Annotated in this window: 28 protein-coding genes; 7 read left to right on the top strand and 21 right to left on the bottom strand. The window is 43.5% G+C overall.

The annotated features are described in order from the left end of the window. The 10 genes from OC538_RS17650 to OC538_RS17605 form a co-directional block, all read right to left on the bottom strand. On the bottom strand, positions 1 to 543 hold the full coding sequence (locus tag OC538_RS17650) for a short-chain dehydrogenase (RefSeq protein WP_262177715.1): 543 nt from the start codon (positions 541 to 543) through the stop codon (positions 1 to 3). Further along, entirely contained in the window at positions 540 to 1097 is a 558-nt protein-coding gene (locus tag OC538_RS17645) for an NUDIX hydrolase (protein ID WP_262177713.1), read from the bottom strand. The genes OC538_RS17650 and OC538_RS17645 overlap by 4 nt, the downstream gene beginning before the upstream one ends. A 14-nt stretch (positions 1098 to 1111) precedes the next feature. Continuing rightward, the gene (locus tag OC538_RS17640; protein WP_262177712.1) at positions 1112 to 1876 is read right to left on the bottom strand and encodes an alpha/beta fold hydrolase; all 765 of its coding nucleotides are present in this window, start codon (positions 1874 to 1876) and stop codon (positions 1112 to 1114) included. 12 nt (positions 1877 to 1888) lie between these two features. Then, positions 1889 to 2338 carry a GNAT family N-acetyltransferase gene (locus OC538_RS17635; protein WP_262177710.1) on the bottom strand — a complete coding sequence of 150 codons (450 nt, stop codon included), beginning with the start codon at positions 2336 to 2338 and terminating at the stop codon, positions 1889 to 1891. 111 nt (positions 2339 to 2449) lie between these two features. Continuing rightward, the gene (locus OC538_RS17630; RefSeq protein WP_262177708.1) at positions 2450 to 3100 is read right to left on the bottom strand and encodes an SIMPL domain-containing protein; all 651 of its coding nucleotides are present in this window, start codon (positions 3098 to 3100) and stop codon (positions 2450 to 2452) included. 79 nt (positions 3101 to 3179) lie between these two features. Further along, a complete protein-coding gene (locus OC538_RS17625; RefSeq protein WP_262177705.1) occupies positions 3180 to 3902 on the bottom strand; it encodes an amino acid ABC transporter ATP-binding protein in 723 nt (240 codons plus the stop codon). Beyond that, the gene (locus OC538_RS17620) at positions 3899 to 4642 is read right to left on the bottom strand and encodes an amino acid ABC transporter permease (protein WP_262177703.1); all 744 of its coding nucleotides are present in this window, start codon (positions 4640 to 4642) and stop codon (positions 3899 to 3901) included. Before OC538_RS17620 ends, OC538_RS17625 begins: the two co-directional genes overlap by 4 nt. 47 nt (positions 4643 to 4689) lie before the next feature. Then, a complete protein-coding gene (locus OC538_RS17615; RefSeq protein ID WP_262177701.1) occupies positions 4690 to 5487 on the bottom strand; it encodes a basic amino acid ABC transporter substrate-binding protein in 798 nt (265 codons plus the stop codon). A 174-nt stretch (positions 5488 to 5661) separates the two neighbouring features. Continuing rightward, positions 5662 to 6594 (bottom strand): heme o synthase, encoded by a 933-nt coding sequence (gene cyoE / locus OC538_RS17610; RefSeq protein WP_251695019.1) that lies wholly within the window; start codon positions 6592 to 6594, stop codon positions 5662 to 5664. Positions 6595 to 6765: 171 nt separating this feature from the next. Continuing rightward, positions 6766 to 6999, bottom strand: a complete 234-nt coding sequence (locus OC538_RS17605) for a hypothetical protein (RefSeq protein WP_251695020.1) — start codon at positions 6997 to 6999, stop codon at positions 6766 to 6768. Positions 7000 to 7123: 124 nt separating this feature from the next. Between OC538_RS17605 and OC538_RS17600 the strand changes: the two genes are divergently transcribed. Together OC538_RS17600 and OC538_RS17595 are read left to right on the top strand one after the other, a co-directional pair. Further along, positions 7124 to 7546 carry a YusW family protein gene (locus tag OC538_RS17600; RefSeq protein WP_251695021.1) on the top strand — a complete coding sequence of 141 codons (423 nt, stop codon included), beginning with the start codon at positions 7124 to 7126 and terminating at the stop codon, positions 7544 to 7546. A 127-nt stretch (positions 7547 to 7673) separates the two neighbouring features. After that, positions 7674 to 8510 (top strand): neutral zinc metallopeptidase, encoded by an 837-nt coding sequence (locus OC538_RS17595; RefSeq protein WP_262177696.1) that lies wholly within the window; start codon positions 7674 to 7676, stop codon positions 8508 to 8510. Positions 8511 to 8719: 209 nt separating this feature from the next. Here OC538_RS17595 and OC538_RS17940 read toward each other — a convergent pair whose 3' ends face one another. Then, entirely contained in the window at positions 8720 to 9628 is a 909-nt protein-coding gene (locus OC538_RS17940; protein ID WP_316044322.1) for a PAS domain-containing methyl-accepting chemotaxis protein, read from the bottom strand. 179 nt (positions 9629 to 9807) lie between these two features. On the opposite strand from OC538_RS17940, the gene OC538_RS17580 reads away from it, so the two are divergent. Then, positions 9808 to 10617 carry a DUF2935 domain-containing protein gene (locus tag OC538_RS17580; RefSeq protein WP_262177694.1) on the top strand — a complete coding sequence of 270 codons (810 nt, stop codon included), beginning with the start codon at positions 9808 to 9810 and terminating at the stop codon, positions 10615 to 10617. 7 nt (positions 10618 to 10624) lie between these two features. On the opposite strand, the gene nadX is transcribed toward OC538_RS17580, so the two are convergent. The 10 genes from nadX to OC538_RS17530 form a co-directional block, all read right to left on the bottom strand. Next, positions 10625 to 11410 (bottom strand): aspartate dehydrogenase, encoded by a 786-nt coding sequence (gene nadX / locus OC538_RS17575; protein WP_262177861.1) that lies wholly within the window; start codon positions 11408 to 11410, stop codon positions 10625 to 10627. A 216-nt stretch (positions 11411 to 11626) separates the two neighbouring features. Further along, positions 11627 to 12640 carry a YcjF family protein gene (locus OC538_RS17570; protein ID WP_262177691.1) on the bottom strand — a complete coding sequence of 338 codons (1014 nt, stop codon included), beginning with the start codon at positions 12638 to 12640 and terminating at the stop codon, positions 11627 to 11629. Between the two features lie 179 nt (positions 12641 to 12819). Continuing rightward, the gene (locus OC538_RS17565) at positions 12820 to 13728 is read right to left on the bottom strand and encodes an aminoglycoside phosphotransferase family protein (RefSeq protein ID WP_262177689.1); all 909 of its coding nucleotides are present in this window, start codon (positions 13726 to 13728) and stop codon (positions 12820 to 12822) included. Positions 13729 to 13740: 12 nt separating this feature from the next. Next, a complete protein-coding gene (locus OC538_RS17560; protein ID WP_251695026.1) occupies positions 13741 to 14235 on the bottom strand; it encodes a GNAT family N-acetyltransferase in 495 nt (164 codons plus the stop codon). 93 nt (positions 14236 to 14328) lie between these two features. Continuing rightward, on the bottom strand, positions 14329 to 14838 hold the full coding sequence (locus OC538_RS17555; protein ID WP_251695027.1) for a GNAT family N-acetyltransferase: 510 nt from the start codon (positions 14836 to 14838) through the stop codon (positions 14329 to 14331). 34 nt (positions 14839 to 14872) lie between these two features. Next, positions 14873 to 15076, bottom strand: a complete 204-nt coding sequence (locus OC538_RS17550; RefSeq protein WP_251695028.1) for a hypothetical protein — start codon at positions 15074 to 15076, stop codon at positions 14873 to 14875. A gap of 61 nt (positions 15077 to 15137) precedes the next feature. Continuing rightward, a complete protein-coding gene (locus OC538_RS17545) occupies positions 15138 to 16541 on the bottom strand; it encodes a SpoVR family protein (RefSeq protein ID WP_285847028.1) in 1404 nt (467 codons plus the stop codon). Beyond that, positions 16538 to 17695 (bottom strand): sporulation protein YhbH, encoded by a 1158-nt coding sequence (gene yhbH, locus OC538_RS17540; protein ID WP_262177685.1) that lies wholly within the window; start codon positions 17693 to 17695, stop codon positions 16538 to 16540. Before yhbH ends, OC538_RS17545 begins: the two co-directional genes overlap by 4 nt. A 77-nt stretch (positions 17696 to 17772) precedes the next feature. Continuing rightward, complete coding sequence (locus tag OC538_RS17535) at positions 17773 to 19668, bottom strand: PrkA family serine protein kinase (RefSeq protein WP_262177683.1); 1896 nt, start codon at positions 19666 to 19668, stop codon at positions 17773 to 17775. Positions 19669 to 19978: 310 nt separating this feature from the next. Further along, complete coding sequence (locus OC538_RS17530; protein ID WP_251695031.1) at positions 19979 to 20401, bottom strand: DUF1801 domain-containing protein; 423 nt, start codon at positions 20399 to 20401, stop codon at positions 19979 to 19981. Between the two features lie 221 nt (positions 20402 to 20622). Here OC538_RS17530 and speD point away from each other — a divergent pair, with 221 nt between their 5' ends. The 4 genes from speD to speB are packed head-to-tail and all read left to right on the top strand — an operon-like array spanning position 20623 to position 24595. After that, complete coding sequence (speD, locus tag OC538_RS17525) at positions 20623 to 21435, top strand: adenosylmethionine decarboxylase (protein WP_251695032.1); 813 nt, start codon at positions 20623 to 20625, stop codon at positions 21433 to 21435. Beyond that, entirely contained in the window at positions 21425 to 22906 is a 1482-nt protein-coding gene (locus tag OC538_RS17520) for an aminotransferase class I/II-fold pyridoxal phosphate-dependent enzyme (protein WP_262177680.1), read from the top strand. The genes speD and OC538_RS17520 overlap by 11 nt, the downstream gene beginning before the upstream one ends. After that, positions 22903 to 23754, top strand: coding sequence for a polyamine aminopropyltransferase (gene speE / locus OC538_RS17515; protein ID WP_262177678.1), 852 nt, complete (start codon positions 22903 to 22905; stop codon positions 23752 to 23754). Before OC538_RS17520 ends, speE begins: the two co-directional genes overlap by 4 nt. Further along, the gene (gene speB, locus OC538_RS17510) at positions 23744 to 24595 is read left to right on the top strand and encodes an agmatinase (RefSeq protein ID WP_262177675.1); all 852 of its coding nucleotides are present in this window, start codon (positions 23744 to 23746) and stop codon (positions 24593 to 24595) included. Before speE ends, speB begins: the two co-directional genes overlap by 11 nt. Positions 24596 to 24604 lie beyond the last annotated feature (9 nt).

Below are 24604 nucleotides of genomic sequence, written 5' to 3'. Positions count from 1 at the left end.
CTACCTGGGCCTTGCGCTATAGGGTATGAGCTGGCCGACAATACTTTCATCACCCATACTCATTATTTGTTGAATGACACCGTTTGAAATTTCATCATTTGTCAGCCATCTGGATGTTTCCCCTTCGATAACAAAGCCTAAGAACACTTTTTCATATGTACAATTTGTCGGGGTATGGATTTCCTCATCTTCAAAATAGCGCCGACTTCCTTTTACATGAATGAGGCGGAACGATGTCGCTTGATCATTCATTTCGCATATCTGTTCAAGCGCTCGGTAATTAGGTGTCCAGCTTACAATCAAATCAAATGGTCCTCGGTCGGCAATTGCTTCTTCGACTTCTGTGTATAGATCTTCTGAGTGATAGTCAACTTGGATTGGAAAAATCGATTCAGGAGGACTATCTGCTTTCAATCGTTTAAACTTTGTATCTGATCGACCAATGACAGAAACTGAATACCCTTCCTTTGCTAAGAAGATGGATACACCCGCGAGCATACCTGTTCCACCAATGACGAGTGCGTGAGTATATTTCTTTTTCAATCTTTATCCCTACCATTTCTAATAAATTCTTTTGCTAACTGGTAGGCGGTTACTGTAAACAACTGTGTGATTTCCTTGTTTCGAATCATTTCTCCTATGCTAGCAAATGGGAAATGTTTTACTTCCAGAACTTCCGTTTCATCCAACACTTGTTCATATGTACGTTTTGCGCCAAGCATTAAAAAAGTTATGACCTTATTCGTCTGTGTTGCGGGATTGACCATGAACTCCCCTAAAGGAATCAGCTTTTGCTCCGAAACATATCCAGTCTCTTCACACACTTCACGTCGAATTGCATCCTCATACGTTTCGCCTTCCTCAACTTTCCCTGCAGGTATTTCTAAATAAAAATCGTTTCCAGGATGGCGATATTGCTGTACAAGAACGATTTCTTCTTCTTCCGTCAATACGATTGCGTTCGCCCAGTCGGCATACTCATTCACGTAATAATTTTCAATAACCGTTCCGTCTGGCATTTGACAAGTGTCGTTCCTCAAATTTCCGAACGGCGATTTATATGTATATTCGCTGTTCAATACTTTCCATTTCCCCAACTGTTTTCCCTCCACTACAACTTATGTACTTTTTGATACACAATCCATTCTTCCAATATCTGATTGAACAATTCCGGTTTAGCTACAGGAAAACCGTGTCCAATATCTTTGACGAATAAAGATTCAAAATGTTCATTCCCCTTAACGATTTCCCAAATGGACTTTTTCACAAGTCCTTTCTCTTTTTCTCCGGCAGTTACTAATACTCGGGCAGTGCTTTTCGGAAAGTGGGCAGGAAGTGAGTACGACATATTTTCCTTGAGAATATTAATAAGCGTGGAGGACTTCATTTTCAGGCTTTCTTCATAATATTTCTCGAAATGCTCGCCATCCATATACAGTTGTTTCGCTTGAGCTTTCGCAAATGTCTTATTTTTGATTAGTGGAAATGTCATCTTTAACGTTGGGGCAAGTAAGGGGATCATGTACTTCATTGGAATGACAACCGCACTGTTAATCATTGCGGAATTAATTAGGGTCGGTGCAAGACTAACGATTTCCAAACAGATTTGAGCCCCTATTGAAAAACCGATAATATGTACGTCTTTCTTACCTTTCTTTTGTTCAATTAACTGAATTATTTCTAATGCATTTTCGCGAATAGAGAAGGAAGTTTCATTACTTCTATCCCCATGACCTTGCAAAGTGGGAACAAGACAATGGTAGTCCTTAAAATAGGCTATTTGCTTATCCCACATCCATCCCCCAACACCGCCCCCGTGAATGAACACGAGGAGCGGACCTTCTTTATTTCCATGTTCCATGTAATCTTTATGCAATTCGATTCCCTCCTAACCGAACCGTAAAATATGCGTGGTTTCAGAAGCGGAATCGTCGAATGAAAAACCGCCGGCGCGATAGAATGCATCAGCTTTCGCTGAATCTGTCCGAACCGTAATTTCTTTAAAATGATGTTTCGCATGATCAATAATTGATTGCAGCAATAACGTACCGACCCCATTCCGTCGTACTTCATCAAGTACGTAAAATCTTCGGAGACGTCCTTCATCGATTTCTTGTGAAAAAGGTGATTGATTGATGCCACCAATGGCAACTATGGAGCCTGCATTTTTTCTGACACAGAATAACACTTCCCCCGGCTTATTGAATGTATTGGTGCCGTCCTCAAATTCATTCACAAGGCGGGTGACGAAACGATATCCTTCCTTTTCACTTTCTTGTACAAGTTCTGTAATATCCAATGAATTCAAGTTTTCTACCCGTTCAACCAAGTATGCCATATGCTTCTCCCCCTCAATTTTCGTTATATATAGTAAATTCAACAAAATATTTAAAAAACCTGCAAACTTACAAGAAAAGCCGATATCCCTTCATCGGATTCGGCTTTTCCATCAATATTGAAACTCAACTCTTACCGTTGCGCTAATAATAATCTGTCCGCTCTCTATCGGGGTAGTCATTTGTTCGGATTTCGCAAACGTTTGAAACGGAACCGGCTGTCCGGCCTGTTGTTCTTCAACTATTTTTACCGGTTGCGGCTCAACTGGCAATTGCAAAGCAGTTGCAATTGTGCGGGCTTTCATTTGTGCATTCCGTAGAGCTCGGACGATCGCTTCCTGCTTATAACGTTCGGTGTCCTCCACACTGAATTGTATGTTCGAAACCCGATTCGCCCCGTTTTCCACTGCTGTATCAATAATACTTCCCACTTGTTGAATCTCTGTAATCTTTACAGAGATGGCATTGGTAACTTCATATCCTCTGAAAATCTGTTCGCCATTCACATAATCATATTTAGGAAAAATGGTGTACGAAACTGTTTGGATATTTTCTCGCGGAACACCTAAGCGTAAAAGAGATTGAATGACATTGTTCATAGCAGTGGCATTTTCCTGTTGCGCTGCACTTAATTGTTCATTCTCCGTGACGACTTCCAATTGGACCGTGGCGATGTCTGGTTCAACTGCAACTTCACCATTGCCGATCACAATAATTTTCCTTGAAGAGCGATTCACTTGGTGATGCATATAAGGATAGATCATTGTTTCCCTCCTCCCTTCACTTCTGTTAATTGTATGCAAAAAGGCATCTATGACATACCGAGCCATAGATGCCTGCAATTTATAAAATTTTACTGAAGAATGCTTTTGTCCTTTCATGTTTTGGATTCGAAAAGATTTCATCAGGCGTACCTTCTTCGACTAGCAAACCTTGATCTAAGAACAACACCCGATCTCCCATTTCTTTCGCAAAGCCCATTTCGTGAGTGACAACTACCATCGTCATCCCTTCCATGGCAAGCTGTTTCATGACATCCAGCACTTCCTTCACCATTTCCGGATCCAATGCAGACGTTGGCTCATCGAACAACATAACCTTTGGCTTCATCGCAAGCGCCCTTGCGATGGCTACACGTTGCATTTGCCCGCCTGATAATTGTTCGGGGTAGGCGTTTGCTTTATCGGAAAGCCCTACCTTTTCCAGAAGTTGCCGGGCTAAGGCTTCCGCATCTTGTTGGCTCATTTTTCGGATCTTAATCGGTGAAATCGTTATATTATCGATGACACGCATATGAGGAAACAAGTTGAATTGCTGGAAGACCATTCCGACTTCCCGCCGGATATCATTAATATCCGTTTCCGGGTCATTGATTTTCACACCATCTATATACACTTCGCCCGCAGTAATCTCCTCAAGAAGGTTGATACATCTTAAAAAAGTACTCTTCCCTGATCCACTTGGACCGATGACACAGATGACTTCTTTCTCTTTAATGTCATAATCAATACCCTTTAGCACATCTAACTGCCCAAACGATTTATGCAAGTTTCTTACTTGTATCATCGTAAGCCCCCTCCTGGTTCCGAACGTCTCATTGAAAAAACAGACTTTCTTGAGGACGGGACGTAACTATTGCTGAACCTGTTTTCGATATAATTGATGAGCTTCCCGCAGATAAATGTCAAAACGAGATAAAGGACAGCGACCGTTAAATACGGCTCCCAGAACCTCGAGTATGCCCCTGCGACCACTTTCCCGGCATAGAGCAGATCGCTAGCCGCAATGACTGTGACAAGAGAGGAATCCTTGAGCAAAGCGATCAATTCATTGCCAAGCGGTGGTATCATCCGCCTGAAAGCTTGCGGAAGAATGATTAATTTCATGGCAGTGTTATGCGGCATGCCGAGTGAACGTGCTGCTTCCATTTGCCCTTTATCAAGAGATTGAATCCCTGCACGAATAATTTCAGCATTATAGGCGGCACTGTTCAGCATAAGGGCGAGTGATCCTGAGACAAAGAATCCTAAAGAATGCCCAAAAATACTTGGGATTAATGCGGTATGAATTAATAGGATTTGTACTAATAATGGAGTTCCCCGGAAAAAGTCTACATAATACTTTGCAGGATAGTAAATCCACTTACGCTTCGAGAGTTTCCCCATACCGACGAATAATCCTAAAACAAATCCTCCAATATAACCTACCGCCGTCAATCCGAGGGTAACCCAAATCCCCCGGATGAACAGTTCACGGTAACTCCAAATGTTTTCGAACATGTCAATTCGCAAGCCTAAAAAATCCATGATCATCACCTCCAAGATGTGTATAGCTATTGTTTATAGGTCAACAATCACTCCACATCAAAGCCGGTGATTTCTTTCAGCTTCCCGTTTTCCTTGATTTTCTTAATCCCTTCATTCAACAAATCGATTATTTCTTGATTCCCTTTTTTCACCATTAACCCATAATATTCTTTTTCAAAGCTGTCATCTTCGATCGTTTTCACTTTCACTTTCGGGTTATTCGCTTTGTAATCAATAATGACTGCATTATCCCCGACAGATGCATCCGCATTTCCATTGATCATTTCACTGATTGCAAGTGGCATTGTTTCAGCTGCAACGATTTTTGAACTTGTCTTTCCTAATAGATCCGCAACGACAATATGCCCTGTTGTATTGATTTGAACCGAAACCCGCTTATCCGCCAAATCATCGAATGAATCGACATCCGAATCTTCCGGCACGAGAATCAATTGATTTGCCACGAAATACGGATCGGAGAAATCATATGATTGCTCCCTTTCCGGAGTGATTGTAATGGAAGAAACCGCAAAATCGACTTCTCCATTATCAACTGCCGGAAATAACGGCTCCCAACCATAGTTTTTATATTCTACTTCGAATCCAGCAGCTTCCGCGATTGCGTTTACAATATCGATATCGATTCCGACGATATTCCCTTTTTCGTCCATATATTCCATCGGTGCATATGTTGCATCGGTTCCGACGACCAATTTCCGTTTCCCACTTGTTTCATCCCCGCCTGAACCACTCGTCTTTGTAGAACCAGCGCCGCATCCGATTAGAAAAATGGATGTGCATACTAGTGCGATGCCTATCATAAAACGTTTAACTGATTTCCCCATAATGACTCCCCCTAGAGTTTCTACTAATTTGCAGAATTAATTGATACTTTAATTGATTATAAACGAAAACGTTTTCATTCACAACTGAATATTTCCAATTGGTCGTCGAGACTGTATAGGCAAAACAAAAAAACTGCCCCGTTGTCAACTTTCGACAAACGGAGCAGTTCCCTCTTAGAAACTAGGCAGCGTGACAGCTACCATTAGTAAAAATAAAATCGCAATATAATTGACGGAGTACATAAACATTACATAAGCCCATCTATCATCATCTTTCGTGAAAAAACCACGGATGGAGACAATTAAGAAACCAATATTCAATATCGTAGCTAGCACGATAAATACCATTCCAAGTGATCCTAGGTAAAACGGCAACGGAAGCAAGCAGGCAATGTATACAAACATTTGACGCTTCGTCATTCTGAACCCGCGAACGACCGGAAGCATTGCTACGTTGGCCGCTTTGTATTCATTGTACTTCCTCATCGCGATTGCAAACGTGTGAGGCATTTGCCAGATAAATAAAATGATGAAAAGCAAGATCGGAACAATATGCCAAGATGGTGCGATTGCCGCCCACCCGATCATCGGCGTTACAGCTCCTGATACACTTCCAATGACTGTATTCAGTGTGTACTTCCGCTTTGTCCACATCGTGTACATGACCACGTAGGTGAACCAGCCGATGAATGCGTAAATCGCCGCCTCCATCGTTGTAAACATCAGCATGACCATTCCTATTGCCGACAAGGATATGCCGATTCCCAACACGGTCTTCAAGGAGATGTTCCCCGTTACGGTCGGACGTTTTTGAGTCCTCTTCATCACCGTGTCGATATCTACGTCATACCAGTTGTTCAGGACAAGCGCCCCACCCATTAATATCGTGCTCCCGATAATTGTCAACCAAAACAATTTGCTGTTCGCAAGCAGGGAATCTCCCGTGAAATGAAGGGCAAGCCAAAAGCCGACAAACACGGGCAGTGCATTGGCAAGCAAAACAGGCGCTTTAAAAAGCGATTTCAAGTCCGCAATTATAGTGCTCGATCTTTCTTCATCTATGATCGTGCCGTTTTCAGTATAAGTAATTTCAATATCTTTAGTCATATCTATATACGCTCCTCGGAGGTATTTCTGCAAAGTTTCATCCCTTCCATCATATCATTTCATTTGCAATAAATTAAAGGTTTACGGTTTTTTCTTTGGAATTTCAAAGAATTCCTTTATAGTTTGACACAATTTATTCAAAACTCCCGGGGAATTAAAAGAGGCCCCCGGTTAGGAAGCCATAATGCCAATGAATAATATAAAAATGAAAATGAAAATATACATTAATAGGATGAGAGCAAAGATACTTCCCATAACAATTAAGTATGCTTTTGAAAATGTATTCCGTGGATCTTGCTTATCCGTCGCCCATATAATGAGCATGACAAGCCCGACAATCGGCAAACATACAAGTACCAACGTTAAAATCCAATCTTTCAATGACATCTGTTTTTCTGTCTCCATACGTCTCACTCCACTTATGTTCTCTATATAGCAATATTGGTTCCATTCCATCCTACCATAGTATATCTGGCTGGATTGCCGGTTATGTTAGAAATAGTGGAAGCGAAAGGATGAATGATCGGATATGAAGAAATTGACTTCTATTATTTTGGCATGTTGTTTCATTGTAGTGAGTGGATGCAGCAATCAAAATCTTGTTCCAAAGACTGAAGCGAGCGACGTCGTCGATACATATGGCATCACCTCATTTACTGTTACCATCGATACGAATGAAGAGCAAGAGGCGCTGACCGCAAGTTTTAGTGAAAAAAAGGAACGATCCGAAGCAGAATACACTAATAAAAAAGAAGAAGTCGCTTTGCATGGCAAAAAGGCGCTGAAAAAAATAATGGAAGCGTTCGAAAAAATGCAACCTGACCCTGAATCTGAAGAGACGGAAATGATCAAAAGCGCTGCGGAAGCTTTCGGATTCAAAGAGTATAAAATGATACGGTTGGAAGTGAAATTCAAAGGATATGACAGCAAAGAGATCATGTTCTCCAAATAACGCAAGGATATCGGATTCCGAAAGGCTTTCGATATCTTTTTTATGTCGGCCTATAAGTCAATGAAATGGGGTAAAGCATATGGTAACCACTTGCATTTTCATCGACGTTTTCAAGGAGGCAATTTAAATGGAATGGAAAGGTAGAAGAGGCAGCAGAAATGTGGAAGACCGGAGAGGGATGGGAGGAAAAACGCTCGTCGGCGGCGGAATCGGCGGCATCGTCATGTTGCTCATCGTCATGTTCCTAGGCGGCGACCCTGGTGATATCATTAACAACATGACGACGTCCCCTTCGAATACGGAATATGTTGAAACAGAACAAGATAAGGAACTGGCTGAATTCGTTTCAGTCGTTTTGGCGGATACGGAAGATGTGTGGACAGAAGTCTTTGAGAAGGAAGGCATGGTTTATCGTGAACCGATTCTTGTGCTCTATTCAGGGAGTGTCCAGTCGGCATGCGGAATGGCCGGCGCAGCTGTCGGACCGTTCTATTGCCCGGCTGACGAGAAATTGTATATCGATCTGAGTTTTTATGACGAACTACAGACGCAGTTCAAAGCACCCGGTGATTTCGCGATGGCCTATGTTGTGGCACATGAAGTCGGGCATCACGTCCAAAAGCTGTTGGGCATCACCGACGAAATGGCGAGAATACGCAGTCAAGTCAGTGAGGAAGAGTACAATAAATACTCCGTTCGGCTGGAACTACAAGCGGATTATCTCGCAGGTGTCTGGGCGCACCATGCACAAGGAATGGGCGTCCTCGAGAAAGGTGATCTGGAGGAGGCTCTGAACGCAGCAAGTGCCGTCGGGGATGATACGATCCAGAAACGTGCCCGCGGCTATGTAGTGCCGGAAAGCTTCACACACGGAACTTCCGAACAGCGGAAGAACTGGTTTTATCGAGGATTTGAGGCAGGCAATTTGAAAGAGGGAGATACATTTGGCACGGGTGGACTTTGACATGGTTTATCGTGCTAAGAATGGACCCTGATGCGAAAAGAATGGGTCCTTGCTCGAAAGAATGGACCTTCGAACGGAAAGAATGAGCCCTTGTTTGAATGAATGGAGCTTCGAACGGATAGAATGGACCTTGAAGTGAATAGAATGAGCCCTTGAATATACGAAATAACAGGTGAAGGAGTGATTCTCCCTCACCTGTTATTTTTGCCTCACACGATACTCGAGACTTTCCTCGACTGATTGTCCAATTCAGACGCCGACGAAGCAATCGCGAGGAAATCGTCCATCGCAACTTCAATCCGCTGTTGACAACGGTCCACGTTTTCCTGTGCCAAGGCCGTCCCTTTGGAAATATTCTTAATTTCCGTCGTGATCGCTTCCACGCCTTCACGGACTTCCACTATCGATTTCTCCACATTAGCGGACAATTTACGAACCTCTTTTGCAACGACATCGAAGCCTCTTCCATGCTCCCCCGCCCTGGCCGCTTCAATTGCCGCATTCAAAGCGAGCAAGTTCGTTTGAGCTGCAATTTCCCGAATCGTCTTCACAATGTGTTGGATGCTTTCGGCATGCAACTGCAAATTTCCAAGTGTTTTCGTATTATCATGGGAGAGCGCTGCGATATCTTCGATTATCACTAATAATTCCTTGCTCCGCTCCATCCCGATATCTGCACGTTCTGTCAATCCTTCCGCCATCTGTCTCAGCTCTTCGACAACAGACGTGATGGAAGTTTGCCGTTTCGTAATATTAGATGCAACTTTGGAGATGCTGATGACCTTCCTGCCGTCGTGGCTGAATACCGGCATATACGTTGCTTCAAGCCATACTTTATCGCCATTCTTATCCTTCATTTCAATCTTCCCATGTTGACTGATGCCGCGCAGCAACTCCCGCCAGAACTTGTCATACGCAGCACTCCTCACATACTCATCAAAACAAAGATCGTCATGGCGGACACCGATCATTTCATCTTTTGAATACCCCATTGCATTTGCAAAAATATCGTTCACGTACGCAATTTTATGGTCCAAATCATATCGGATAATCGCAAGATTCTTCTCAAGGGCCTTCACGACATGATCGTCCGTTACTTGTTCAACCACCTGTTTCACCAATTTATCCCCCTCCAACTCATCATACTGACTTTTCTTTATAATTCGGAAAATCAGAACCTATTACTATTTAACCATAGTCGGCGTTAAAGTGGAATACCCTGGATAATTGTAATTATGGCATTCTAAAATAATCTTCCCTTCATAGAATGGTAAGTAGTATACCAGGAGGTGAAGTTTTGGATAATTCTTTTCAGCAACAGGCATCGAACGAATTACAGTTTTGGCTTCAAATTTTAGGGGATCATAGCCGCTTTATTCATGATTCACTAGCCCCAGGGCAAACAGATTGGATTGACACTGCCGCAGCTTTCATAGAACGGTTCGATAAACTATTGGACCGCTCGAAACAAACGTTAAATGAGACCGAATTGTTGTCGTTAGTAAGCCTTTCAAAAACGGAAAGTGAAGCGATACGGGAATTGAAATTGGCCATTATTAAGGAACAATTGGTCGGCAACATCAAAATTTCATTGACTCCCCCATTCATCAATCATATGGTCAATGAAGTCGAAGAAGCGATCCGGATTCTTTCCTATTTAGAAAAGGGCGAATCGCCTCCTCTTGTCCACCCGCTTCACCATGATCTATTATGGCTGCTCGATGCGGCAGGCCATGCAGGAGCAATTGATGCGACAATGGACCGCGTGGAAAAACAGCTAAAGAAAAAAAGCAGGAAATTCGTCAAAGAATGGGAAGCTTTCTATTTAAAAGCGATAGAAATGGTAGGGTTTTTGCGGACGAACGTGTCAAGATTCCCTGCTTTGGAAAAATTCCATAACGATGTGTACCTGGAAATGACCATTTTTAAAACCTTCTTAAATGAACTTGAAGAAATGGGATTGAAAAAAGAGAACTTAGGAGTGCTCACACCACTCATGGCCGATCATATGGCGCGCGAGGAATGCTATTATTTAATGAAACTCGCAGAGTCGGCAGGAACTCCCGACCCAAATTGCAATCCCGCAAAGGAAAGAGTGCAGTGGTAGTAGGCACCTATGAACCTACTACCACTGCACTATCAATGTCCGCAAGCGCGGCTAAAATACTCGCTCCCGTAATATGGCTCGTCTTCGGATTGTCCGGAGACGGGTTATTTTTAATTGTCATATCGAACTCGCCGAAAGCTCCACTTGCTTGGATATGGTGAATGTTTTGCGTTACATTCGGATCGGCAATGATTCGTACATGTGTTTTCTCGACACCAATGCCCGCCAACGACAACACGATTGCGACATTCGCATTTTTAGGGAATTGTTGAATCGCGTCCCGGGCAGCGCCTTCAAATACAATTTGCTCCGCAGTAATTCGGTCAGCTGTTAACGAATGGGCAGGCTTTCGGGTCGTCAGAGTGACGGAATCCAATCGTCCATCTAATTTGGCAGCCTTTATAACATCCAACCCGCCAATCGCGCCGGATGGTAAGTAGATTCGGCGTCCACTGGCTTTAGCCGCCTGCTCTACTAGACTACCGAAGGAAGAATCAGCAAATGCTCCAATGCTGATTAACAATAGATCTTTCTGTTTGATCGTTTCAATCGCATATGTTTTGGCTGATTCAATGGTGGAACATTCGACTACGATGTCGATGTCGGATTGCAAGAATGAGTGGATGTCATGGAATGCTTTGCATCCGTATTCCGCGGCTAATGAAGGCAGCTCATTTCTAGCTTTCTCTCGTTCATCCAAAATAGCAGTGATTTTGGTGTTTGGTAGGAGTTGTTCTATGTTTATTGTTTGGAGGAGATATGTACCTAGATTTCCTTTTCCTATTAAACCTATTTTGATTAGAATCAGTCCTTTTCATGAATATATATTATTATATATAAACCTGGACAACGTTAAACGTACCAGGTTTCAATTACAATTTATTTACTATTTACTTAGCATATAAATAGTGACTGCTTTTCCACTTCAGCCCCATTCCCCGTTTATCTTTCTAGACCAGGAAGGTTAATAGGTTATAACCTCATGGTATCAAGTGTTTGCCTGGTCACATCACTTCCCTATGTCTTTTTTATTCGCTTTTTTCAAAAACATTTGATAGATCGGTTTTAATGATTTTGGCGTCAATTCTATATCATTTTCATGCGCATACTTGATGGCATGTCCTAATGCGATGGTCATTCCGCCTGCTACGCTTGCGCCGGCCACCATGCCAGCACCGGGAACGAATTTCACAATTTGCCTGAAAACCGTCTTACCGATATTTCCGACAATCGTCGCGATGATCAATTCTTTTGCATTGTCCTTCGTTATTGGTTTCCCATACAATGTTGAAAGCTTTAGCATGAGACTGACTTGTAAAGCAGTCAAAGGTACGAAATCCGATCCCGGAATCGGAATGGCACCGATTGTTGCGGCGGAAGCTCCTGCTGCTAAAATCCAACGATTTGCAATGGCAGATTTATCGGCCATGTTTGCTGCCATTAGAATGTCTTTTTTTTTGACTTCTAATAAGGATAGAACTTCTTTCTGTAGCATCCCGATATTCTCCCCTGTACGAGAAGAGATTGGCGTGACCGGATATTCATATCCTGTATGATCCTGGACATATTTTACAAGGCTCGGTATATCTTCGGCTGCATCGATTTTATTCAACACAAGAATCAGATCTTTATTCACCTTGGCAATTCTTTTTAATGACTTAAGTTCCGTTTCGGATAAAACCGTCCCTGCTGCATTCAGGAAAAATAAAATTAGGTCCGCCTGCTTATAAAACTTCATCGTTTCCTCGGAATGTTCACTGTAAATGTCATCCAGGCCAGGTGTATCGACAAAGATTATTTTATCCTTATAAGAAAACTTCTTGATTTCCTGCGTTTCACCTGGTTTTGCACCGACCTGCGCTACGTTATCTCCCATGAGACGATTGATTGTCGATGATTTGCCGGCATTTACATCACCGATCATGGCAATTAGGATTTCACTTTCCAATTGCTCATTGATTTCTGATGACTTTTCTTCAAATATTTTGTCGAATTCCTCATCTGACATCCATTGTTTATTCATCAGGATCACATCCTCTTACATTTTGTAATGGCCGCTTCCTATTCATACGGATAGTATGACTATAAGATTCACTTTCTTATTCAATACCCTATCCGTTTGTATAACATGCCTAAAAACCTGCACCTCCGAAGAGATGCAGGTTTTATTGTCAATTAGCTGGCTACCATTTACTACACCTGCTAATTTTCAATTAAAAACTTATTGAACCATTTCGCGCATTGATAGGTTTCTTTCCAATAGGGATCATTATCTTCCACCGCCCAGCAAGCATATAGAGTTGACATTGAAATTGCAGCTTTCAATAGCTTAACGCAATCCATTTGCAAAAGTTCACTTATCAGGTCGACCCTTAGCTTGAGCAAATTTTCCGGATCCGGGTTTTTGAAAAGGTGATTAATCATGAAGGAAACTACGTCGAAGTATGGATCACCGACAACGCCTTTCGGATCAATCGCAAGCCAACCTCTCTCATTTGAAAACAAGATGTTTTCGTGATGCAAATCGCCATGCAGCAGTCTGTTTTCCGTTGTAGTTTGCCGAATTTCATTTAGAAACTCTGCCGCCATCATAACCCATTCATTTGGAATTGGTCCATTGTTCTTAGGGTAATTGCTTTGATATTTCGAGAAGGCGCTTGCCCAATGAAGAACAGTTGGGAAGTCGGCATCTTCCGGCAATGGTCGACGGATCTGTTTCCAAACGCGGCAGAACTGTTGAACGACGACTGTTTCATCTGTTTCCGTGCAGAGCATCGTTCCGGGTTGAAGGCTTTCGAGCAGCATGGCTCCCCGTTCGAGGTCAGCTTTCATCAATTTTGCACATCCTTGTCCATTGTAGAGCTGCAATGTGCGACTTTCGTTTTCAAAATCGAATCCCGGCAAGCCCATTTTTAAGATGTACGGGTGGTTGTTCTTATCCATTACATTCATGACATAGTTATAGGAGAGATTGGTGACTGGGCTCTTCAGTGTTAATCCCCAGACTTCCGCCATGTGATTTACATTACTCTCTAATGACTGAAGCCATTCTTCTCCCGGTTTTCCGAAACAGTTTCTGATTTTTTCCTGGAATGAAGTTGGTATGTCCATACATAGTTCCCCTTACAGTAATTTGGCCATATAATATTCATCAACATATTTACCGTTGACGAACAACGAGTCTTTTTTCACGCCTTCTTTACTAAAACCTGATTTTTCATAGAGGACGATTGCTGCTGTATTAGTGGTCATAACAGTCAATTCAAGGCGGTGAAGCTTGTTTTCAATTGCCCATTTGTCCAATGAAGTAAAAAGGGCCTTTCCCACTCCTTGTCCACGATACTTCTCGGATATGCCGATGACTATGTAAGCCGAATGCTTATTTCGTTTCGCAGTCCCAGCAATCACCATTAAATAACCCACCAATGAACCTTTTAGTTCAGCCACGATAATAGTCGAGGCATCAGTCCCAAATGACTCAATACGCTCTCTCAATTGTTCTCCGGACAAATTTCTTTCCCGCGCTTCATAGAGCATCGTATCCGAAGTTCTTTCAACTTCTTCAATGAGCTGGACTAGCTGACTTGCATCCGTGCATTGAACTTGTCTAGTAATCATTTGAAACACGCACCTTTACTTTATTCAATGAAAGAATAGCAAGAAGATTACCGTTCCCCCTTCCCGATAACCTTTATATGAAGAAACATTGAATTATTCCCTAATCTCCTCGATGTTTTCCCAGTAATAAGCAATCTCCTTGTATTCTTCTCCCCCTATGTCAATCATTGTCTTATCAATCGCTTTTCCGCCCAGTGATTCATAGAATGTTTTTGATGGATTGCGTTCAAGCACCCATACAAGCATGGAGGAAAATCCTTGTTCTTTCAGGTTCTTTGCGATTGTTTGCATCAGCTTCTTCCCAATCCCCTGACCTTGCATTTCATTCAATAAATAAATTGCATATAACTCCCCATCTGCATCATAGTTGCCCGTCCGTTCTTTGCCCCCTGTTGCAAAACCAACAATCTCACCACTGTCGACTTCAGCAACATATAAAGTGCTCCTCCCAATTCCCCTGCGCCAATTTTCGGCACGCTGCTCGTACGAAAGATTTTGCAGAACGGACTCGGAAACGATCCCCTTGTAAGTCGTCCTCCAGCTGTCCACATGAACTCGTGCTATACCATCCTCATCGCCTGGCATGGCTTCTCTAATTCTCATATATATCCCTCCCATTAGCTCTAGTTTACAGTAATTAATGAAAGAATAGAATTAATCTTCCAAACAGGAGAACAGAACAGGCTTTTGTCTGGCTGCAAATAAAGTTATCGATCATTTTCACATTTTTATCGATCACTTCCCGAGAGTTATCGATCAATTGCAAGAAGTTATCGGTCTCTTTCACAAAGTTATCGGTCAAATCCCGATGATTATCGTCATTTCGTGACTTAAGACCCACTCTTTTCCACCATCATCACACCAAAAAACCGCCACAATGCAATGCGGCGGCCCGTCACTCCTTATGCAAATCTCCTATGAACTTTCTTTCCATCATATGAAAACACGACTTGTTTATTATCGACATACGTCTCCAAATGCACGATACGGCCCCATAGTTGGTGGATATATGGGAGGACGTGTTCCAAATACGGTACATCCAGCTCGGTTTCTTCGTATTTATGCACTAAGTAGAGCTCTCCGTTGCGCACATAATCCCCGTCATGCACGACTAGATAAGGAAAGCCCCCGTTCACCCTCTGCGCAATAAGACGGTCTTGCACATTTCGATATTCCTTATCCGAAATTTTATAATGGCTTCCTTTTTTCTCGAAGATATATAAGTCTTCTTTTTGTACGAGTTCTTTCGTTAAATAGTTGCGGATGAAGGAAATGTCGGAATCCATCTCCCTCACTTCAAACATTTTCTCCCTGCCGGACCCGGGCTTCACCCCTAATTCGATCATCTCTCCCGTCGGATGATCATATCGCTGTTCGATGTCTTCAAAGATTTTCAAGCCTAAATAATACGGATTGATGGACGTTCTGGACGGCTGGATGACATTCGCATTCAACTTTGCAAACTCAATCGTTTCGTCGGCCGTCAAGTCCATTTCCCGTAGAATCCGTTGATGCCAGTATGTCGCCCATCCTTCATTCATGATCTTCGTTTCCATTTGCGGCCAGAAGTAAAGCATTTCTTCACGGATCATTGTCAATATATCTCGTTGCCATTCTTCCAATTCCCGACTATTTTCCAAGAGGAACAACAATAGATCCTTCTCCGGGGATGCAGGCGTCTTTTTCCGCTTTGTTTCCGCTGGCGGCTTCAGCTTCTTATGATCCATTTCCCATAAATCATCATAGACCGTTTTCCGGATAAACGGCACATCTTCTACCTGCTCCACCTCTTCATTTCCATGACGCCATCGGACAAGGGAGGGGTCGACATGCTCCTGGATGGCGAGCACCGCGTCCAAGAAACGTTCTACCTCTTCATTCCCATAAACCTTTTCATATTCGGCAATCCGTTCGGCGGTTGCCGTCATGCTTTCTACCATGTCCCGCCTCGTATTCGAAAAGCGGGAGTTATTTTTGAAGAAATCGCAATGTGCCAGAACGTGGGCAATGATCAATTTGTTCTGTATCAACGTATTGGTTTCCAATAGAAAAGCGTAACAAGGATTGGAGTTGATGACGAGTTCGTATATTTGACTGAGCCCTAAATCATATTGAAGCTTCATCTTATGGAACTGTTTACCGAAGCTCCAATGTGAGAAACGTGTCGGCATTCCATAAGCGCCAAATGTATATATGATATCCGCAGGACAGATTTCATAGCGCATCGGATAAAAATCCAACCCGAATCCTTTCGCAATCTCTGTAATTTCCTCTACTGCATATTGCAGCGCCTTGTGCTCCGTCATACGGATCCCTCCAGGCGTTTATGGAAGAACTTTTTCAAAGCATAGTACACATCCTTGTTTTCCTTTAGTACATAATGCCGGAATTTCGGATCTTCGATTTTTTGATACGTATTCATCAGCGTCGAATACCTGCTATGCGCATTTACTTCTCCGTAGCCGAACATATTTGAAACTTCCATGAGTTCTTCGACTAATGACATGCATTTTCCGTTATCCGACGACATATTTTCCCCATCTGAGAAGTGGAAAGGATAAATATTGTAACGGGATGGATTGTATTTTTTTGAAATGAGGTCAAGCGCCTTTTCATAGGCAGTCGAACAAATCGTCCCCCCGCTCTCCCCCTTCGAGAAAAAATCCACTTCCGATACGACTTTCGCAATCGTATGATGGGCAATGAACTCTATATCCACTTTTTCATATTTCGTCCGCAAGAACTTCGTCATCCAGAAATAAAAGCTTCTCGCCATGTATTTTTCAAAACTGCCCATAGAAGCACTCGTATCCATCATCATGAACACGACCGCCTTCGATTGAGGCTTGACGACTTCATCCCACGTCTTGAAACGGAGATCATCATTGTAGATTGGCATGATTTCAGCATGACCTTCCATGGCATTTCGTTTGAACGCTGCGATGATCGTCCGCTTTTTATCAATGTTTCCAATGAGCCCTTTCTTCCTGATGTCATTGAATGTGATGTCTTCATCTGTGATTTCTGCTTGTTCCCGTTTTTCGAGATTCGGCAATTCAAGTTCTTTAAATAATGTCTCTTCGATTTCGGCGAGCGACACTTCCGCTTCATAATAATCCTGGCCTGGCTGATCGCCCGCCTGTTTGCCTTTTCCTGCACTCTGACTGCCATCGCTTGCAACTACGTCTCCCACTTGACTATCCCCGCCGCCTTGGCCAACATGCTTCGATTTACTATGGTTATAACGGATTTTGTATTCATCCAAAGATCGTATCGGTATTTTTATGACGTCCCTGCCATCCGACATGACGATGCTTTCTTCACTGATCAATTCGGGCAGATTATTGTGGATCGCTTTCTTCACTTTATCCGAATGTCGTTTCTGATCCTGATATCCTTTTCGGTGAAGCGACCAGTTTTCCTGGGAGACGACAAATGATTCGCTCTGCTCTTCATGCATTTCTATTCACCTACTCCAGTCCACTCATTTTTTTAGTATATGCAACGAATGGCGGTTTTTGATATGGGAGGATTCTCTTAGCGGTTCAACAGACTGCCGACGTACCGTAGTAATTCATTTGCAGAGATTGAATTATAGCCATATTCATCAATGAGCCTTGCTACGACCTCATTTATTTTCTTCAAATGATTTTCATCAGGAGTCGCTGACGAAGTCGTGATTTTGACAACATCCTTCAAGTCCGCGAACAGCTTTTTCTGAATCGCCTCTCGCAGTCTTTCGTGGGATTTGTAATCAAACCGCTTGCCTTTCCTTGCGTATGCGGAAATCCGGATGAGGATTTCTTCACGGAAGGCCCTTTTCGCATTTTCTGAGATTCCGATTTGCTCTTCAATGGAACGCATTAGCTTTTCATCAGGATTCATTTCTTCACCAGTGAGGGGATCTTTCATTTTGTGCTTATTGCAGAAGGCTTCAACATTATCCAAATAGTTATCCATCAACGTCCGTGCAGATTCTTCGTACGAATAGACGAATGCCTTCTGCACTTCTTTCTTCGCAATTTCATCAAATTCCTTACGTGCAATCGATATATAATTCAAATATTCCTCTTTGTCGTCCTTCGAAATGGATGCATGCTGATCCAATCCTTCTTTTAAGGAACGCAGCACATCGAGCGCATTGATGGCATCCACTTCTTTTCGGATAATTGCCGACGAGATCCGGTTGATGACATATCTCGGGTCGATGCCGTCCATGCCTTCATTCGGAAACTCTTTTTTCAGCTCTTCCAGATCCACAGAGTTAAATCCTTCCACATTTTCACCGTCATACAATCGCATCTTCTTCACAATATCGATTCCTTGCTTTTTCGATATTTTTAAACGCGTGAGGACAGAGAAGATAGCAGCGACCCTGAGGGCATGTGGGGCAATATGCACATGTGCCATATCACTTTCCCGTATCATTTTTTCGTAGATTTTTTCTTCCTGACTCACTTTCAAGTTATAAGGGATCGGCATGACAATGATCCGGGAATGCAGCGCTTCATTTTTCTTATTGGAAATGAAGGCCCGATATTCGGTTTCATTCGTATGCGCGACGATCAATTCATCCGCACTGATCAATGCAAATCTGCCTGCTTTGAAGTTCCCTTCTTGCGTCAGCGACAAAAGGTGCCAGAGGAATTTTTCATCGAGCTTAAGCATCTCCTGAAATTCCATCATTCCGCGGTTTGCCTTATTCAACTCCCCGTCAAAACGGTAAGCGCGGGGATCGGATTCGGAGCCATATTGGGCAATTGTCGAAAAGTCGATGCTACCGGTCAAATCCGCGATATCCTGGGATTTTGGATCGGATGGGGTGAACGTTCCGATTCCCACCCGTTTGTCTTCTGAAAAGAAGATTCTCTCAACGAGTACATCTTCAATCCGGCCGCCGTATTCTGTTTCAAGGCGCATCGTATTCAACGGGGAAAGGCTTCCTTCAATCCGGATTCCAAATTCCGCATAGAAATCATCTCGCAGATATTCCGGAATCAAGTGCAATGGGTCCTCATGCATCGGACATCCTTTAATGGCATATACCGCACCATCATCCGTCCTCGAATATTGTTCCAATCCACGTTTCAACAAGGTGACGAGAGTGGATTTTCCTCCACTGACAGGACCCATGAGCAATAAGATCCTTTTTCGCACATCAAGACGTTTTGCTGCTGGGTGGAAATATTCGTTAACTAGCCGCTCGACCGTATCTTCGAGACCGAAAATCTCATTTTCAAAAAAGCGGAATTTTGTATACCCGTGTTCTTTCGTTTGGCCATGGCTTTTGATCATTTCATACACTCTGGAATGTGCCGTTTGTGCAACTTCTTTACGTTCCTGTAGGATGTTTAAATACTCGGCAAAGGTACCTTCCCACTTTAGCTTGTTTTCTTCTTCACGGAAATGTTCTAACTTTCGTAAAATGTCCATTCATTTCCCTCCATTCAGGGCCTGGTTTCATTTATTGTATGCGAGGAGGCTGAGTAAAATGAGACATATAAAACAAGCGGCTGTCTTGAAAAAACGAAAATCGCAAGAACGGCTCCCTTTCCGCGGGCGTCGCCTCAGCCTCCTCGTCGCTCATTCTTCGCTACTGCGGGGTCTTCGGTCAACGCTGTTCCCGCAGGAGTGTCGCCTATTCTTGCGATTTTCTAGATATTTGTCAAAATAAAAACCGGCAAAGGAACAAATTAATTCCTACGCCAGTCTCACTTAATAGACATATATAACAACCTATGGATCAGTTTTCCGGATATGTTTTTCTCAGAAATGTAATGGATTGTTTGATGAGCTGCTGCAAAACTTCGGTGTCGATATCGTCCACTTTATTAATGTACACACACGCTTTGCCTGATGTATGCTTCCCGAATTTGGCTAACAGCGCTTCGCGTTCAGAATCACCTGGAGCGAAATAGAGGCTGGTCTTCGCTTTGCGAGGTGAAAAGCCGACGAGCGGCGCGTCCCCTTCATGGCCCGTATTATAGACATAATGATACGACCCGAAGCCAATGATGCTCGGTCCCCACATCTTTGCCTCATAGCCCGCCGTCTCCGTGAAGATGTCTAATAATCGATAAGCGTCCTCCCGCTTTTTAGGACTATCCACCGCTTCGATGAATTCAATGACACTGGCGTCCGTTTCCTTCGTTTTTAGCTTGTACATTGTTTTATCCCCTTCTCATAAGTCTGAATGATTCAAATGCTTGATATTGTACCGAACTTATACTAACGTTGGAAGCAAGGTAGCTCCTTTATTTTCCTACTACTTTAAAGCTTATCGGAACCTAGTGCAAAGCGGAAATAAATTATCTTGACTAGGAAGTTTTTTACTTTATAATTAGAATGATTTTGTCGATTTTGTCGAATAAAGGAGGGATATTCGGGTTGGAAAATAAGCTGAAGTTATACGGCTTTAACAACCTCACCAAAACACTTAGCTTCAACATCTATGATGTGAGCTATGCAAAAAGTGAGCGGGAACAAAAAGATTATATTGCCTACATCGATGAGCAATACAATTCGGAACGGTTGACGAACATTCTTTATGATGTGACCGAGATCGTTGGAGCCCATGTATTGAATGTGAGCAAACAGGACTATGATCCACAAGGTGCAAGTGTCACCATCCTGATTACGGAGGAGACACTCCCTGTCGCTGTGATCGATGAATCGTGCAACCGCGGGGAAATCGATATTTTGAAGACCCGGGATTCGGTTGTTGGCCATTTGGATAAAAGCCATGTCACCGTCCATACGTATCCTGAATATCACCCGGATAATTCGATCGCCACGTTCCGTGTCGATATCGAAGTATCAACTTGTGGTGAAATTTCCCCTTTGAACGCACTGGATTATCTGATTGGCAGCTTCGACTCTGATATCATTACGACGGATTATCGCGTACGCGGTTTTACCCGTGATGATAAAGGGAAGAAATTATTTATGGACCATAAAATGACGTCGATTCAGGATTATATCGACAGTGAGACGTTGCAGAAGTATGACGCCATCGATGTTAATGTATATCAATCAAATATTTTTCATACAAAGCTGCTGATCAAGGACATCAATTTACAAAATTACCTTTTCAATACGGATGTGTATGAAATACCTCCGAAAGAAAGGCTGAATATCACAAACAACCTACGTAAAGAGATGATTGAAATTTTCAGCGGTTCCAATATATATGAAGAGTGAGAGGACGGTGTTGGACATTCTTTCACAACAGAAAGCCCCGATTATGGAGGCTCTAAACAATTACAAAAAGATGCGGGTCGTTCCTTTCGATGTCCCCGGCCATAAACGTGGCAGAGGAAACGAGGAGCTGACCGCTTTTTTAGGTGAAAATTGCATGACGGTGGATGTCAATTCTATGAAGCCGTTGGATAATTTGATTCACCCCGTTTCCGTCATCCGGGAAGCTGAGGAGCTGGCAGCCGAAGCTTTCGGAGCGAAGCACGCCTTTTTCATGGTGAACGGGACGACTTCCGCTGTACAAGCGATGGTCATGACGGCGTGCAAGGCGGGCGAAAAGATCATCATGCCCCGAAATGTGCACCGCAGCGCCATCAATGCACTCATCCTGAGCGGAGCTATCCCTGTCTATGTCAATCCAGGCGTGAACAATGAACTTGGAATCCCTCTGGGTATGGCGGTGAAGGATGTCGAAAGGGCAATCCTCGAACATCCTGACGCTAAAGCGATCCTTATCAACAACCCGACGTATTACGGCATCTGTTCGAATATGCAGGCGATTACTGATCTTGCCCATCGCCACGGAATGCTCGTCCTTGTTGACGAGGCGCATGGAACGCATTTTTATTTTAGTGACGACCTGCCTGCTTCCGCGATGTCTGTGGGCGCCGATATGGCTTCAGTGAGCATGCATAAATCGGGCGGTTCATTGACCCAGAGCTCATTGTTGTTGATTAATAATGAAGTGAGCGAAGGATACACAAGACAAATTATCAATCTAACGCAAACGACGAGCGGCTCGTATCTGCTCCTCTCCTCCCTTGATATTTCACGGAAAAATCTCGCTTTGAATGGGCAGGAGATCTTCCGGAAAGTTGGAGAAATGGCACAGTATACCCGCGAGGAAATCAATAAGATTAGCGGTTACTACGCTTTTTCGGATGAGTTGAAGAACGGCGATACAATTTTTGATTTCGATACGACAAAGCTTTCCGTCCATACACTTGAGCTAGGATTGGCAGGTGTCGAAGTGTATGACATTCTGCGGGATGAATATGATATTCAAATCGAGTTCGGGGACATCGGCAACATCTTGGCGTACATATCAGTCGGAGACCGCCGATTGGATCTCGAACGCCTCGTCTCGGCGCTCGCTGAAATCAAGAGACGCTACAGCAAGGACAAAGGCGGCTTGTTCGACCATGAATATATAACTCCTCAGGTCGTCTATACGCCTCAAAAAGCGTTTTATGCGCCGAAGGAGACGCTTCCTATAAACGATAGCGCCGGCCGCATTGCCAGCGAATTCGTCATGGCCTACCCGCCCGGCATACCGATTTTGGCGCCTGGGGAACGGATCACTCCCGAGATTTTGCAATACATCCAATATTGCAAGGACAAGGGCAGCTTCATGACAGGTACGGAAGATAGCAAAATCGAGTATATCAACGTTTTGAAGGAGGCTGAGCAATGAATTTATGGTATAGGGAAAACCATTCGCCGGACGTCCAATTTTCGATGAGAGTCATTGAGCACCTATATACCGGGAAAAGCGAGTTCCAGAAAATCGATGTTTTTGAAACAGCTGAATTCGGCCGAGTTCTCACATTGGACGGCTACGTCATGGTCACTGAGAAGGATGAATTCATTTATCACGACATGATCACTCACGTTCCGATGGCAACGAATCCCGACATTAAGAAAGTGCTCGTCATCGGAGCTGGAGATGGCGGCACGATCCGGGAACTGACGAAATATGATTCGATCGAGCATATTGATATGGTTGAAATCGACGAAATGGTCGTTGACGTATGCCGGGAATTCATCCCTCAAACCGCTAGCAAACTCGAAGATCCCCGCGTTCATCTTCATTTCGAGGACGGCTTGAAATTTGTCCGTTCCCGAAATGATGAATATGATTTGATCATCGTCGACTCGACGGATCCATTCGGACCGGGAGAAGGCTTGTTCACAAGGGAATTTTACGGCAACTGCTATAAGGCATTGAACGATGAAGGCATTCTTGTCAATCAACACGAAAGCCCTTTCTATGAAGAAGACGCGTTAGGCATGCAGCGGGCACATAAGCGGATCATCGGGTTCTTCCCGGTATGCGAAGTGTACCAATTGCATATTCCGACATATCCTTCGGGTCATTGGCTGTTCGGTTTCGCCTCCAAAAAATATGATCCAATCAAAGATTTGAATGCAGATGCTTGGAATCAGCTCGGCTTGGAAACAAAGTACTACAACACCGATATCCACGTCGGCTCATTTGCCTTGCCGAACTACGTAAAGGAGCAATTGAAAGATGTTGAATAAAAATATCGAAACGTTCATTGGTTGCGACAACGAATATAACGAATCAGGCATCGTCGTTTTCGGCGCCCCTTTTGATTCGACAACGTCATTCCGCCCGGGTACAAGATTCGCAAGCAAGGTGATGCGCGGTGAATCTTTCGGAATTGAGACATACAGTCCATATCAGGATAAAGATTTGGAAGACATCCCCGTGTATGACGGCGGAGATCTTGAGTTAAGTTTCGGGAACACGGAAAGGGCTTTAGGACAAATCGAAGAATACACGCGGAAAGTCGTGCAAGACGGCAAAATCCCTTGCATGATCGGCGGCGAGCATTTAGTGACGCTCGGATCGGTCCGTGCTGTCGCTGAGCAATTCCCTGATTTGCATATTATTCAATTCGATGCCCACGCGGATTTGCGGGACGATTACCTCGATGAGAAATTATCGCACGCGACGGTTATCCACCGTGTTTGGGACATCCTCGGGGACGATCGGATTTTCCAATTCGGCATACGTTCCGGAGACCGCAGCGAGTTCCAATGGGGCAAGGGCCATGTCTACACGAATAAGTTCAATTTTAATGGACTGGAAGATATCGTTAATAGATTACAAGGGAAACCGGTATATCTGACGATTGACTTAGATGTGTTAGATCCTTCCGTCTTCCCTGGTACTGGAACTCCCGAAGCTGGCGGAGTCAGTTTCATGGAATTATTACAAGCCATTTTGACAGTGAGCGACCTGAATATTGTAGGCTGCGATGTCAATGAGCTATCACCGATTTATGATCAAAGCGGTGTTTCTACTGCAGTTGCTTGTAAAGTGCTGCGCGAACTTTTATTGGCAATTCAAAAATAATTATGGGTG

Origin of the sequence: Saccharococcus sp. Marseille-Q5394 (assembly GCF_946901335.1) — a bacterium.
In the GTDB taxonomy this organism is placed as follows: Bacteria; Bacillota; Bacilli; order Bacillales_A; family Planococcaceae; genus Sporosarcina; species Sporosarcina luteola_C.
This window is presented reverse-complemented; position numbering and strand designations above follow the sequence as displayed.

Coding starts and splice junctions, on each gene's coding strand:
- cyoE (WP_251695019.1), bottom strand. CDS start 6,594: ATGACTAAAGATATTGAAATTACTTATACTGAAAACGGCACGATCATA.
- OC538_RS17625 (WP_262177705.1), bottom strand. CDS start 3,902: ATGATACAAGTAAGAAACTTGCATAAATCGTTTGGGCAGTTAGATGTG.
- OC538_RS17595 (WP_262177696.1), top strand. CDS start 7,674: ATGGAATGGAAAGGTAGAAGAGGCAGCAGAAATGTGGAAGACCGGAGA.
- OC538_RS17560 (WP_251695026.1), bottom strand. CDS start 14,235: ATGATTACTAGACAAGTTCAATGCACGGATGCAAGTCAGCTAGTCCAG.
- yhbH (WP_262177685.1), bottom strand. CDS start 17,695: ATGCATGAAGAGCAGAGCGAATCATTTGTCGTCTCCCAGGAAAACTGG.
- OC538_RS17600 (WP_251695021.1), top strand. CDS start 7,124: ATGAAGAAATTGACTTCTATTATTTTGGCATGTTGTTTCATTGTAGTG.
- OC538_RS17520 (WP_262177680.1), top strand. CDS start 21,425: ATGAAGAGTGAGAGGACGGTGTTGGACATTCTTTCACAACAGAAAGCC.
- OC538_RS17615 (WP_262177701.1), bottom strand. CDS start 5,487: ATGGGGAAATCAGTTAAACGTTTTATGATAGGCATCGCACTAGTATGC.
- speB (WP_262177675.1), top strand. CDS start 23,744: ATGTTGAATAAAAATATCGAAACGTTCATTGGTTGCGACAACGAATAT.
- OC538_RS17630 (WP_262177708.1), bottom strand. CDS start 3,100: ATGATCTATCCTTATATGCATCACCAAGTGAATCGCTCTTCAAGGAAA.
- OC538_RS17635 (WP_262177710.1), bottom strand. CDS start 2,338: ATGGCATACTTGGTTGAACGGGTAGAAAACTTGAATTCATTGGATATT.
- OC538_RS17530 (WP_251695031.1), bottom strand. CDS start 20,401: ATGTACAAGCTAAAAACGAAGGAAACGGACGCCAGTGTCATTGAATTC.
- OC538_RS17570 (WP_262177691.1), bottom strand. CDS start 12,640: ATGAATAAACAATGGATGTCAGATGAGGAATTCGACAAAATATTTGAA.
- OC538_RS17545 (WP_285847028.1), bottom strand. CDS start 16,541: ATGACGGAGCACAAGGCGCTGCAATATGCAGTAGAGGAAATTACAGAG.
- speE (WP_262177678.1), top strand. CDS start 22,903: ATGAATTTATGGTATAGGGAAAACCATTCGCCGGACGTCCAATTTTCG.
- OC538_RS17535 (WP_262177683.1), bottom strand. CDS start 19,668: ATGGACATTTTACGAAAGTTAGAACATTTCCGTGAAGAAGAAAACAAG.
- OC538_RS17565 (WP_262177689.1), bottom strand. CDS start 13,728: ATGGACATACCAACTTCATTCCAGGAAAAAATCAGAAACTGTTTCGGA.
- OC538_RS17555 (WP_251695027.1), bottom strand. CDS start 14,838: ATGAGAATTAGAGAAGCCATGCCAGGCGATGAGGATGGTATAGCACGA.
- OC538_RS17605 (WP_251695020.1), bottom strand. CDS start 6,999: ATGGAGACAGAAAAACAGATGTCATTGAAAGATTGGATTTTAACGTTG.
- OC538_RS17620 (WP_262177703.1), bottom strand. CDS start 4,642: ATGGATTTTTTAGGCTTGCGAATTGACATGTTCGAAAACATTTGGAGT.